Genomic DNA, 13,219 nt, shown 5'->3' with positions numbered 1-13,219 from the left:
CTTTTTTATTTTTTATGTTAATCTTCGTTTTCCTCTCCATTATCTGTCTCTCCAAAGAAATCATCCCAGTCTGTAAAGTCTGAAGCAATGTCGTTACCGACATAATCATCCATTTCCCTTCTGTCTTTCTTCGTAGGTCTTCCTTCTCCTTTATTTCTGTAATAGTCTTGTGACATCTTACGAAGTTTCAACAGTTCATATTGTTCTTTATCCGTCACATCCTGGATATGGAGAGGCACCAATTTAGCCCCTATTCTGCTTTTAGGAAGCTGAATTACCTTTATTTTATAATCAATTTGATTTTTACGGATTTTAATAGTATCTCCTTCTTTTACCTCTTTAGATGACTTTACGGAAGACGTTCCTATAGAAACTCTATTCTTTTTAATCTCCTCTGCTGCAATATTTCTCGTCTTATAAAAACGAATGCTCCATAAAAATTTATCTATTCTCATAATTTTTTATACTTTTGCCGTTATATTATTTGTAAAGTAATTAAAGTTTTTTGAAATGAAAAAAATATTTTTATATATCCTTGCAGGATCTTTGTGTTTTTCTGCTTGTAAAAAAGATGATACGACAGAACCTTATGTAGAGCCGGAAGACGTTGCAACACAAAACACATATGATGATCAAGCCATTAAGAAATTCATGGATGAGAATTATCTGGATGCGCAGGGTAATATAAAAACTTTCAGTTCAACAGATACTGCGGATGACAATGAAAAGAAACTATCTGAGTTGTCTCCTATAACACTTCCTTCCGGAACTATTTATATCATGAGAAGTGGAGCCCAGCCTTCACCAGCTGATGGAAAAACCATTGAAAGTACAGATATTATCAAAATCATGGGAAGAGTATACTCCTATCTGGCAGTTAATTCTGATGGAAATACTTCATTTCAAGCAAAAGCTGCTTTTTTAAATACCATTGACGGAACTGGTATCCCTGTTATTGACCCTATGTTTTATTACACAAAGAAATCAATATTAGACCCTGTTACTACCCCTGATGCTGCAAAAAAAGCAAGTTATTATCAAATCCCTGGTTTCAGAGAAGCTTTACAAAAGTTCAAAGCATTTGATAATCTTTCTAATGAAGCACCTTATAACTTACAGGGAGTAATTATTGTTCCTTCCAGAGCTGCTTTTGCCAGAAATCCTCACTATCCGTATTTAAATACTTCTTACAGAAACAAATCTTTTGTATTCAACTTTCAGATTTATGGAAGGGAGGACAGACCAAGTGGTGAGAAACAAACATCAGAACAACAACAATAAAAGTAATCACATAATAAAAAAACACCGTCTCAATAGCGGTGTTTTTTTATGTAATATTTTACGATCATCTTGCCTTCTGCTTCACATTTCCTAAGATATCCGGGAAATAAAGATCTGCAAGGTGGTCAAATTCATCTCCTCTCATAAACATGGTAGCATCTACTTCTTCGTAAGAACTTCTTCCTGCTGCGGCAATCAGTTCATTGCAAGTATGAAGGGTGTTTTTATGGAAATGATATACTCTTTCTGCCTTATCTGTCACATCAAGTCCTTTGATAAGCATTTTATCTTGTGTAGCGACTCCCGTAGGACAGTTGTTTGTATTACATCTCAATGCCTGAATACATCCCAGAGAGAACATAAATCCTCTTGCATTGTTACACATATCAGCCCCCATCGAAATTGCTCTCAGAATATCCAGACTGGTAAGAACTTTTCCGCTTGCTATTACTCTTAATTTATTTCTTAAGTTATAGTTATTAAGCGTTCTGTTCACAAATATCAAGGCCGGTTCTAATGGCATCCCTACTCCATCTGAGAATTCCGGTGGTGCAGCTCCTGTTCCTCCTTCAGCTCCGTCAATGGTAATAAAGTCCGGATAAATTTTCAGAACATTCATTTGAACGCAGATATCTTCAAATTCTTTGGTATCACCGATACAAAGCTTAAATCCTACAGGTTTTCCTCCTGAAAGTTCTCTCAACTGCTGTACAAACCTTAGCAATCCGGCTGCATCAGAGAATGAGGTATGCGATGGTGGCGAAATAACGGTCATTCCTGGTGTTACGTGACGAATCGCTGCAATTTCCGGAGTATTTTTTACACCTGGAAGAACTCCTCCATGTCCTGGTTTTGCCCCTTGTGATAATTTAATTTCCACCATTTTAACATTAGGAAGTGTCGCATATTTTTCAAAAAGCTCCGGATTGAACTTTCCTTCTTCATCACGACATCCAAAATATCCTGTTCCGATCTGCCAGCATAAGTCACCTCCTTCCATATGGTGGGGTGAAATTCCTCCTTCTCCTGTATTGTGATAAAAATTTCCTTTTTTGGCCCCTCTGTTCAGGGAGATCTGAGCTCTGTCACTCAATGCTCCGAAACTCATGGCTGAGATATTAAATAATGAGGCGTGGTAAGGCTGTGTACATTGTTCTCCTCCTACCCATACTCTCGGAAGCTCTTCTGACGGTGATTTTGCATAAATAGAATGCTTGATCCCTTCATATTTTCTGTGATTAACTTCCAGCTGTGTACCGAAAGCTACGGTATCACTTAAATTTTTTGCACGTCTGTATACTGCAGAACGCTGATTTCTTGGAAACGGCTTCCCATCTGTCTCCCTTTCAATAAAATATTGCTGCATTTCAGGTGAAATACTCTCGAAAAAATACCTGAAGTATCCCAATACAGGAAAGTTCCTCAAAATAGCATGTTTCGATTGATAAGCATTGTATACACCTAATGCATAAATTGCGGATAACAGTGTTGGTATCCAATAATGCGCTCTGATCAGCAGTGCTATAATCCATGTAGCAGCTACTAATACAATTCCCCAAGATAAAAACTTATCTCTCATGAATGTAGTATTTAAAGTTTAAAAATAAATTTAGTGGAAATTTTGCAAAGAGCCTATGCTTTTGCTAAAAAATTTTGGTAGGAAGATTGCACTGAAACCGTGCCATCTGACAGGATTTTTTCTAAATTTAGAAATTCGATTTTGTTTACTGAGGCAGGGTCAAAGTCTTTTTGAACTCTCACATAGTTTTCTGTGAAGCCAAACATTTTCCCGTCTTTATTTTCGTGCTCCCAAAGAACAGGAAGCGATTTTCCAAGTTGTGTCTGATAGAATGCCATTTTCTTCTTTTCAGATAGAATTCTAAGCATTTTATTTCTTTTTTTTCTTTCAGCTATTGGAACAACACCTTCCATTGCAGCGGCTTCCGTATTTTCTCTTTCAGAATAGGTAAATACGTGAAGATAAGTAATAGGAAGTTCATTAAGGAAATTATAGGTTTCCATAAATATCTCCTCTGTTTCTCCCGGAAATCCTACAATAACATCTACACCAATAGCCGCATCAGGCATTACCTCGCGGATCTTGTTTACTCTGTCATTATACAGTTTTGTCAGGTAACGGCGTTTCATCTTTTTCAAGAGATCATCGCTTCCGGACTGTAGGGGAATATGAAAATGAGGAACAAAGCTTTTACTTTTAGAAACCAGCTCAATACTTTCATCTTTCAGAAGGTTGGGTTCAATAGAAGATATACGGATTCTTTCAATCCCTTCTACCTTATCCAGTTCTGAAATAAGATCAAGGAAAGTATGCTCGTGTCTTTTATTTCCGAATTCACCTTTACCATAATCACCGATATTCACCCCTGTAAGAACAATTTCTTTGATGTCTTTTGCAGCAATTTCTGTGGCATTTCTGAGAACATTTTCGATAGTATCAGAACGTGAAATTCCTCTTGCTAACGGGATCGTACAATAGGTACATTTATAGTCACAGCCATCCTGAACTTTCAGAAAAGCCCTGGTTCTGTCACCAATAGAATAACTTCCGATAAAGAAGTCTGTTTCTTCAATTTCACATGAGTGAACTATTCCTTCACTTTCGGATTTCTCTAAATCATCAAGGTAGCTAAGAATATTGAATTTTTCTTTTGCTCCTAAAACGAGATCAACCCCTTCAATTTGTGAAATTTCTTCAGGTTTCAATTGTGCATAGCATCCAACAATAACTACCAGTCCTTCCGGATTGGCTTTCATTGCTCTTTTTACGTGCATTTTACACTCACGGTCAGCATTTTCTGTCACGGAACATGTATTGATAACATATACATTCGCTTTATCATCAAAACTTACCTTATCATAACCAGCATCTGTTAATTGACGGGCAATAGTAGATGTTTCTGCAAAGTTTAATTTGCAGCCAAGTGTATGAAACGCGGCAGTTCTATGAAAAGTAGACATTTGTTACTCCTGAATTTTATGGGTGCAAAGATAGTAATTTTAATAAGAATCCAAGATTGATTCAATCTATTGTTTATATTCATCCCTTACTTCAGGGCTGTTTTGAAAGCAGACGGGTGACGAATTGGCACCCGGTTCATTATTTAAAAACTTGCCTTTCATTTCTGTATTAAATTCCTGAGAACGGTTTCTGGCAATAGTCAGTGTATTCCAATCTTCATTTTTTATCATCTTAGCGATATAAACAATCTGGCCGATATGATAAGGATAGTGAGCCAGCTGGCGGAGAACAGCATCAATAACAGGGTGAGCTTCCCCTCTGATATAAGTTGTTGAATACATATTATCATCATTTATCTTTTCAAGAGCATCAAAAAAACATTCCCAGCCTTTTTCCCAAAAATCCAGTACCTGCTCTTTAGTCGTAAATGTATTGACAAATTCTCCATCACGGTTACGCCAGGATTTTTCTCCATCTTCAGTCAGAAAATTAGTCCATCTTGAAAGCATATTTCCTGCAATATGCTTCACAATGACGGCAATAGAATTACTTTCATCATTATACTGCCAGAACATCTGTTCATCATTAAGCTGACCAAATGTTTTATCTCCCAGGGATTTATAATATTCAAAACGTTTTACAAACAGGTCTTTCATTTTTTCTATTTTGATAACTAATTTAAAAACTTTTAAAAATAAAAACCACTTCAAACGAAGTGGTTTTATCTATGCTTTATATTTATTGTTATTCCCTGTTTTTCACCAATACCCAACCTGTAAATTTGATTGCTGTATTATTTTTATCATTTTCATTCCATGTGATAGAATACCAGTAAGTTCCGGTAGGCACTCTTCTTCCGCCCTGTGTACCATCCCATTTATAGCCATTTGATTTATCTGCCTGGAAGATTTTGTTTCCATAGCGGTCAAAAATATTCATGATCAGGTTTTGCTTGCTGCCTAATGCTGAATAATCAATCACATCATTCACTCCATCTGCATTCGGGGTTATCACGTTAACCAAATTTGGTACAACCACTCCTATTTCTATGGGATCACAATCGTAAGCGTCTTTTACGTATACTTTATGATCTCCTCTTGAAAGATTATTAAAAACATTGGAGTCCTGCCAAATGATATTGTCTATTGAATATTTATATGCCGGATTTCCTCCTGTTACGGACACCGTAATTGTATTATTAGAAATATCAATTCCGGAAACAACCGGCTGCTCGGAAGGAAGTACTTTTACTGTTTGTGTAGCAATACATTCTCCGGTTTTAAGTTTTACCCAATATACTCCAATTCCTGCTTTGATCGTTTGAGTAGTGGCTCCTGTGCTCCATTCGTAGCTTTTGAATCCTGCACCCGCATCCAGCGTGGTCTGATCTTCTGCACAAATAGTTACATCTTTAAGAGTAGCAGAATATACCGGCGCAATAACGACTAAGGTAATTCTGGCTACTGCATAACATCCCTGAGCATTGGAAACTCTTACATATACAAATCCATTTGGAGCAATATAATTATTAGCATTCAAAATCTCATTAGTCTGATTGACAGCATCCGTCATTGAAGGATAGTATTTTTTTGTAGGATTCGTCTGACCCGTTACCGAAGCATTTACAAGATTGAAAGATGCTGTGGAAGGATTGCCTTCGATGAAACATGATCTTAATGTCACTTCATTCACAACAACTACCGGATAAAACTTCAATGTGATCTGCGCGACTGCTGTACAGCCAAATTCAGAGATGACTTTTACATAAACAACCCCTTCTGCAGATACAAATGCCATGGGAGTTGTAATTTCATTGATACCGGCATTGAGATCCGCCATCGTGTGATAATATTTCTTAGTGACATTTGGGTTTCCAATAACATCTGCTGTGGTTAAATCAAATAAAGCTGTACCCGCATTATTATTGTTACATTCGGTTAATGTTACATTCTTAACTGTAATAGAACCGTCTTTGAATTTAAATGTCCCAACCTGTTTACATTTATTAAGCGGATTGGTGGCATTGGTTGGATCGGTATAATTGATACTGTAATAGTAAACAGTAGTTGTATTTACTGTGATTGGAGCTGTAATAGGATTATTCCCTGTTAAAGCATCATTCTGACTCAGATGGTAACTTACATTAAAGTTTTGATTTCCATTAAGAATTCCTGCAGACAATGTAGAAAAATCAAACAGAGCTGTACTTGAGCATATTACCACTTCTCTCGGATCGGCAGGGTTGGCCGCCGGAATTCCAGGAGGGTTAAACGGCTGCGTCTGGATATTAGGATCTGTAAACGGTGAAGCCAGTGTGGCAGTTCCGCCCCATGTCAAAGAAAACGGAGCAGTTGTAGAACTGGTGCTGCTTACCCAGTTGTCAATAAACAAATAATACGTTTGCCCTGGTAAAACATCCATATATCTGCAATAAGGAGTCAGAGAACCTCCGGCAGCACTTAAAAGAGTACTTGTCATATTTAATCCTGTAGCAGGACCGGGCCCGATAACTGTTGCAGCATTACAACGTATTGGTGAGCCTAAGCTTCCACAGGTTACATTAGGGCCAAAAATAGCCCAGTCATAATCGGCATCCGGATTATTCGGAACAAGATCAAAAGTAAGGGTACCTCCAGTAGCAATCGTAATTTTATACCAAATGGAATTATGCTCTCCGGTAAAGTCTATACAACTTCCCGAGTTGACCAATTCTTTTATATTACCATATCCTGTAGGACTGTAAGTGATATTTGAGTTTCCGCAGACGGACAATGCAGTGGCACAATCTGCCTGAGAATAATAAGTATGAGAGATGCACAGAAGTATGAAAAGTAAAAGTTTTCTCATAGATTACATGTTTTTATGGTTCATTAGTTATACATCGTATTGATATTCAACGTACACCAAATATACCCATATTTTAATTACAAACAATAAAATCTAAATAATTTTAAACTATTTCAAATCAAAACAGCAAATAATTTAAAATAGTTCATACAATTTCAAATTAAAGCACGAAATAACCAATGTGCAAATAAACAAAATTTTATTTTATACTTGTAATATTCCCGCACAGATTTTCGAGATGGAATATCTTATGGAAAGGACTCTTTACTTCCGTCAAATGTTCTTTATCCTGGATAAAGGTATATCTTGAAGCAATAGAATTCATATCTGAAACAATTACCAGCCAGCATTCATCCACTGAGGTATCGTAGTAAGGAAATTTTTCATTTTTCTTTTCAATGAGTTCCAGGATTTTTTCCGAGCAGAGTTCATCAAAAAGGTTCATGTTATATTCATGAGTGATAAAGACATTTCTCCGGTGAAAAGATTTTCTTATGCTTTTTACACAACCCATGGCTTTATTTTTCTTGATGCTTTTATAGATATTAATAATATTTTCCTGCTGTGCTTCAAGATGATCAAATTTAGTTTCCTGGTGGAATTCTAAAAAATAAACACCACGATATTTCGTAGTGTCTTCCTGTTCTAATAATATTTCTGCCTGACGGAACATTTTATTCAAAGTACTTTCCACTTTTTTCATTTCCAGATGATTGATTACTTCAGTCAGTTCTATTCCAATTTTTTTGTCGTTTAGCTTTGCGATAAAGTCTGGGCTCTCGCAGGTAAGGTTTTCAAATTTCACTTCGGGGAAGTGATGCATAAAAGAATTGAGAAGTAGAATCTCGGATTTCTTTCTGTATTTTTCACGGTCATGAAGCGGAGATTCGTCTATGGTACGGTGATACTTCTCTATGGGCTTTTTTTTCAAATGCCTGTTCAGATAATATAAACTTAGATTCTTTATCAGATCTTCCTCAGAAAACGTCTTTTTCATGTGTGATTTTTTTATTTAATTAAGAACACATGCTGCCATGGGCTTTCATCGTTAAAAGTTTTTGATAATCAAAATTTTACACACTTAAAGGTAAGTAAAAAAACAATTCAACACTTCGTTTTAAAATTAATTTATCTGTTAATTAATGTAAAGTTTATTTTCATAATTAATACCTTTGTCTTTTTCTAACACAAACGCACATTTATGGATTTTAGGAATTTCAGAATACCCTACAATATCAATCCTCAATATTCAAAAAAAACCGCCTATTTTTCGATGGAATTTGCTCTTGAGCAAGTACTTAAAATATATTCGGGAGGACTTGGCTTTCTGGCAGGATCTCATATGAGAAGTGCCTACAATCTTAAGCAGGATCTTATAGGAATCGGTATTCTTTGGAAGTTTGGTTATTATGACCAGGCGAGAAATCATGATCAGACTTTACAGCCTGTATGGACGAGAAAAATGTACAGCTTTCTGGAAGATACCGGAATAAAATTTCAAATCGAAATCCACAGTGCTCCGGTTTGGGTAAAAGTATGGTACCTTGATCCTGAAACGTTCAATACGGCACCAATGTTTTTTCTTTCCACAGATGTTCCGGAAAATGACCACGTTTCCAAAACGATCTGTCACAAATTATATGATGCCAATGAATCTACCAAGCTTGCCCAATATATTTTATTAGGAAAAGGAGGAGCCAAGCTATTGGATGAATTGAATATTGAAAGAGATGTTTACCATCTTAATGAAGCTCACGGACTTCCGGCAGCCTTTTACCTGTTGAAAAAATATAACGGAGACCTCAGTAAAGTTAAGGAAAAACTGGTTTTCACGACCCATACACCTGAAGAGGCAGGAAATGAAAAACATAGTTTCAGATTATGTTATGATATGTCCTATTTCTCCGGTTACAGCATGGAAGAAGTAAAAAAGATTGAAGGCTCCAATGATGACCGTTTCAATCATTCCCTTTGTGCATTGAGGATGGCCAGAATTGCCAACGGAGTTTCCCAGCTTCATGGTGTGGTTTCCAGAGCCATGTGGAATAAATATTCTGACATCTGTGAAATTACGTCTATCACTAACGCACAGGAATTTAAATATTGGTCTGATAAACCTTTATACAACGCCAAAGACGAAAATGATGCAACTGTTTTTGACTACCGTAAAAAGTATTTAAAGAAAAAGCTGTTCAGTATTGTTGCAGATCAAACAGGAAATTTATTCAACCCTAATATCTTTACCATTGTCTGGGCAAGAAGATTTGCAGGCTATAAAAGAGCAGAACTTCTTTTACATGATAAAGAAAGATTCTATAGGCTTCTGAACAACCCGAAATATCCGGTACAAATCATCTGGGCAGGAAAACCTTATCCAATGGACTATTCCGCCATTTCCACATTCAATACTTTGGTGGAGGAAAGTAAAAATCATAAAAGTATAGCTGTTCTTACGGGATATGAACTTTCCTTAAGTAAATCTTTAAAACAAGGTTCGGATCTATGGCTTAATAATCCCAGAGTTCCAAGGGAAGCTTCAGGAACTTCCGGTATGACAGCAGCCATGAACGGCTCAGTGAATTTATCCACTGATGACGGCTGGATCCCGGAATTTGCCAAACACAGAGAAAACTCTTTCGTTGTTCCGAAAGCAGATTATCTGAATATGAGCATCTATGAACAGGACAACTATGATTTAAACAAATTATATGAAATTCTTGAAAACGAGATTCTTCCAACCTATTATGATCATCCTGATGAATGGAGAAAAATCCAGCACAATGCAATGAATGATGTGAAAGATCATTTCAACAGCGACAGGATGGCAGATGAATATTATAGAGTGCTTTATAATGAAACGAAATAGAGAAAATACGAATTCTCAGTTTTATATCTCATAAAAATGCCTGGAAAAATTTCCGGGCATTTCTTTATAGGTTTATTTACTATTTTTCTTTGCAGGCACTTTAAGACCCTTTTCTTTCGCTTCAGAAATGCCGATGGCTACGGCTTGCTTTCTGCTTGTCACTTTCTTTCCGGAAGAAGATTTCAGTTTTCCTTCTTTGAATTCGTGCATTACTTTTCCTACTTTGTCCTGAGCTTTTTCTGAATATTTAGTCTTGCTCATGATCATATTTTTTTAAGATTTTGGCAGGGATACCCCTAATTCATAAACGCAGGCATGTTTCAAATACTTTGAACGCTCTCTCGATGTTACCGATTCAAAATGATCATTTTTGATTACAATGATCGGATCTTCCGCATTTTCAATTTCAAAATTGGCAAAATATCTTTCATCGGGTGGTGATTGCTGTTGTCTTGCTTTAATTTTTTGCAATTCATCCGCATATTTTCTGAATCCCGGATCGGAGGAATGAATAAATTTGTATTCATCGCCTGCATACACATGGTAATGCATTTTTTTCTCTATCAACCCTGCTTCATCAGTAATTTCGGGATTATCATTTCCGTCTCTAAACACTACTTCTACCAATTTTCCTCCTTTTTTATGTGCGCATTCTTCGGCGTCATTAAAACTGGAAAAACCTGTATAAACAATCTGGTCGTTTAATACATAACGGTTCAGTTTCTGGTTATATGCATTCGTTTCCATAATTATCATTTGATTTGATTTATAGTTATTATATATTCAATTTTTTTGCCAAATTGCCTTTTTTAAAAATTTCATTTCTGAATATTTATTATTATTTTAAAGCTGAAAACTAAAAATATTTAACCCTGAAAAATTTCAAGACTACAATTAAAGGAAGTAAATGGAAGTTCTTTCTGCGCTCCTGAAGGACATTATCCTCCAGAAACAGAATATCCGGGACGATGCATGAAGCTTATAAAATCGGGACTTGATATCTTGATTTTGTATTTTATATGGTTATATAAGTAAGAATTATTAAATTTGGAATCATTAAAATTAGAAATGAAAAAGCTCCTATTAACTCTTACTGTTGCTGCTGTATTCCAAAATGTGTCAGCACAGGAAATTACTTTAGATAAAATATATTCAGGATATTACCGTGGAAAAGGGATCGCAGGAATCACATCCATGAAAAACGGTGAAAATTATCTTGTGATTGAACCATCAGGAATTGCAAAATATTCTTATAAAACGTCACAGAAAGAAGGAAATCTTGTGGACGGAAAGTTTGAAAGCTATATTTTTTCTGATGATGAGTCTAAAATCCTTTTACAGGTAGGCAGCCAGCCTATTTACAGACATTCTTTCCTTGGAAAATTTGATGTAAAAGATTTAAAATCCGGAAAAGTAACCAGCCTGAATGAGGGAAAAACAGTTCAGGAGCCTACATTTTCACCTGATGCGACAAAAGTGGCCTTCATTTCTGATAATAATTTATTCTATCAGGACCTTGCTTCAGGAAAAATCACACAGATTACTACTGATGGTAAAAAGAATTCCATACTGAATGGTTTGGCAGATTGGGTTTATGAAGAGGAATTCGGACATGCAAGACAGTATGAATGGACCAGGAATTCTGATGCCATTGTATTTGTAAAATCTGACGAAGGGCAAGTACCTGAAATCTATATTCCTATCTACGGAAAAAGCCTGTATCCAGCTGAAATGCGTTATAAATATCCAAAAGCAGGTGAGAAAAACTCTGTGGTTTCCGCACAGCTGTACCGTCTTGACAATGGAAAAACAATGCAGCTGAACTTAGGTTCTTTCAAGAATTATTACATCCCGAATGTATTTCAGACTGCAAAACCGGATGAAATTGTTTTAATTACTTCTGAGAGAATTCAGAATGCTTCAGATATTTTAAAAGTAAATACCAAAACAGGGGCAGTTCAGAAATTATTTACTGAAACTGATGATAAATGGATTGATACAGACAGCCCTACTCTGGAGTTCCTTGAGGATGATTCTTTCCTTTGGGCTTCTGAAAGAGATGGAAACCGCCACCTTTACTGGTATGACAAAGATGGTAAGCTTAAAAAACAAATCACAAAAGGAAACTGGGAGGTAACTGATTATTATGGATTCAATCCAAAATCGAAAGAAATTTACGTTCAGACTACCGAGAAAGGAAGTATCAATAAGATTGTTTCCAAAGTAAATATTGAAAACGGAAAATCTCAGCTGATCTCCAATGCTGAAGGAAACAACTCTGCCAATTTCAGCAAAAACTATAATTACTTCATTGAAACCTCTTCTACAGCAGCAAAACCTTACACTTATGTTTTAAAAGACGGGAACGGAAAAGCGGTAAAAGAACTTCAGAACAACAATGATCAGTTACAGAAATTAAAAACGGATAATTTTGTTGAAAAAGAGTTCATCACCATTCCAAATGCTGTAGGCGATCAGATGAATGCATGGATCATGAAGCCTAAAAACTTTGATCCGAATAAAAAGTATCCTTTATTTATGTTCCAGTATTCCGGACCGGGATCTCAGCAGGTTGCCAATTCATGGGATAATGGAAATGCAATGTGGTTCAACCACCTTGTACAAAAAGGCTATATTGTAGCTTGTGTAGACGGTCGTGGAACTGGTTACAAGGGAGCAAAATATAAGAAAGTAACCTATATGAATTTAGGGAAATATGAAATTGAAGATCAGATCACGGCGGCAAAGTGGTTTGGAAGCCAATCTTATGTTGATAAAAGCAGAATCGGAATGTTCGGATGGAGCTTCGGTGGTTATATGACCAGCTTAGCAATGACCAAAGGTGCAGATGTTTTCAAAATGGGAATTGCCGTAGCACCGGTAACCAACTGGAGATATTACGACTCTGTATACACGGAAAGATTTATGAGAACTCCTCAGGAAAACCCTGATGGATATGATAAAAACTCTCCTACAGAATATGCAAATCTGTTAAAAGGTAAATTCCTTCTGATTCACGGAACTGCTGATGACAATGTTCACTTCCAGAACTCTATGGAATTCTCTGAAGCATTGATTCAAAACAAAAAACAGTTTGATTTCATGGCTTACCCGGATAAAAACCACGGGATCTATGGTGGACAGACAAGACCTCAGCTGTATCAGAAAATGACTGATTTCATTTTGAATAATTTATAAACAATACATTATCCTTAATAAAAACCCCCTTCAAACTTTTGAAGGGG

The 13,219-nt window shown here is 36.2% G+C and carries 11 protein-coding genes; 3 read left to right on the top strand and 8 right to left on the bottom strand.

From position 1 onward, the window contains the following. Positions 1-17: 17 nt before the first annotated feature. On the bottom strand, positions 18-455 hold the full coding sequence (locus tag KYG33_RS19195) for an RNA-binding S4 domain-containing protein (protein WP_180565209.1): 438 nt from the start codon (positions 453-455) through the stop codon (positions 18-20). A 55-nt stretch (positions 456-510) separates the two neighbouring features. On the opposite strand from KYG33_RS19195, the gene KYG33_RS19190 reads away from it, so the two are divergent. Continuing rightward, on the top strand, positions 511-1,281 hold the full coding sequence (locus KYG33_RS19190; protein WP_219072249.1) for a hypothetical protein: 771 nt from the start codon (positions 511-513) through the stop codon (positions 1,279-1,281). A 64-nt stretch (positions 1,282-1,345) separates the two neighbouring features. On the opposite strand, the gene KYG33_RS19185 is transcribed toward KYG33_RS19190, so the two are convergent. From KYG33_RS19185 to KYG33_RS19165, 5 genes are all read right to left on the bottom strand, one after another. Then, positions 1,346-2,860: an FMN-binding glutamate synthase family protein gene (locus KYG33_RS19185; RefSeq protein ID WP_077413980.1), complete on the bottom strand. Its 1,515-nt coding sequence runs from the start codon at positions 2,858-2,860 to the stop codon at positions 1,346-1,348. A 53-nt stretch (positions 2,861-2,913) separates the two neighbouring features. Beyond that, the gene (gene mtaB, locus KYG33_RS19180) at positions 2,914-4,260 is read right to left on the bottom strand and encodes a tRNA (N(6)-L-threonylcarbamoyladenosine(37)-C(2))-methylthiotransferase MtaB (protein ID WP_077413979.1); all 1,347 of its coding nucleotides are present in this window, start codon (positions 4,258-4,260) and stop codon (positions 2,914-2,916) included. Positions 4,261-4,326: 66 nt separating this feature from the next. Further along, positions 4,327-4,917, bottom strand: a complete 591-nt coding sequence (locus KYG33_RS19175) for a DUF1572 family protein (protein ID WP_219072248.1) — start codon at positions 4,915-4,917, stop codon at positions 4,327-4,329. An 88-nt stretch (positions 4,918-5,005) separates the two neighbouring features. Continuing rightward, positions 5,006-7,108, bottom strand: a complete 2,103-nt coding sequence (locus KYG33_RS19170; RefSeq protein WP_077413977.1) for a T9SS type B sorting domain-containing protein — start codon at positions 7,106-7,108, stop codon at positions 5,006-5,008. 199 nt (positions 7,109-7,307) lie between these two features. Next, positions 7,308-8,105: a hypothetical protein gene (locus KYG33_RS19165; protein WP_077413976.1), complete on the bottom strand. Its 798-nt coding sequence runs from the start codon at positions 8,103-8,105 to the stop codon at positions 7,308-7,310. Positions 8,106-8,309: 204 nt separating this feature from the next. Here KYG33_RS19165 and glgP point away from each other — a divergent pair, with 204 nt between their 5' ends. Beyond that, entirely contained in the window at positions 8,310-9,974 is a 1,665-nt protein-coding gene (gene glgP / locus KYG33_RS19160) for an alpha-glucan family phosphorylase (protein ID WP_077413975.1), read from the top strand. 72 nt (positions 9,975-10,046) lie between these two features. Here glgP and KYG33_RS19155 read toward each other — a convergent pair whose 3' ends face one another. Then, complete coding sequence (locus KYG33_RS19155; RefSeq protein WP_077413974.1) at positions 10,047-10,235, bottom strand: DUF6496 domain-containing protein; 189 nt, start codon at positions 10,233-10,235, stop codon at positions 10,047-10,049. A gap of 12 nt (positions 10,236-10,247) precedes the next feature. Further along, the gene (locus tag KYG33_RS19150; RefSeq protein WP_077414246.1) at positions 10,248-10,721 is read right to left on the bottom strand and encodes a hypothetical protein; all 474 of its coding nucleotides are present in this window, start codon (positions 10,719-10,721) and stop codon (positions 10,248-10,250) included. Positions 10,722-11,042: 321 nt separating this feature from the next. Between KYG33_RS19150 and KYG33_RS19145 the strand changes: the two genes are divergently transcribed. Next, the gene (locus KYG33_RS19145) at positions 11,043-13,172 is read left to right on the top strand and encodes a S9 family peptidase (RefSeq protein ID WP_077413973.1); all 2,130 of its coding nucleotides are present in this window, start codon (positions 11,043-11,045) and stop codon (positions 13,170-13,172) included. Positions 13,173-13,219 lie beyond the last annotated feature (47 nt).

It is taken from the genome of Chryseobacterium sp. D764, from assembly GCF_019317325.1.
GTDB lineage: Bacteria > Bacteroidota > Bacteroidia > Flavobacteriales > Weeksellaceae > Chryseobacterium.
This window is presented reverse-complemented; position numbering and strand designations above follow the sequence as displayed.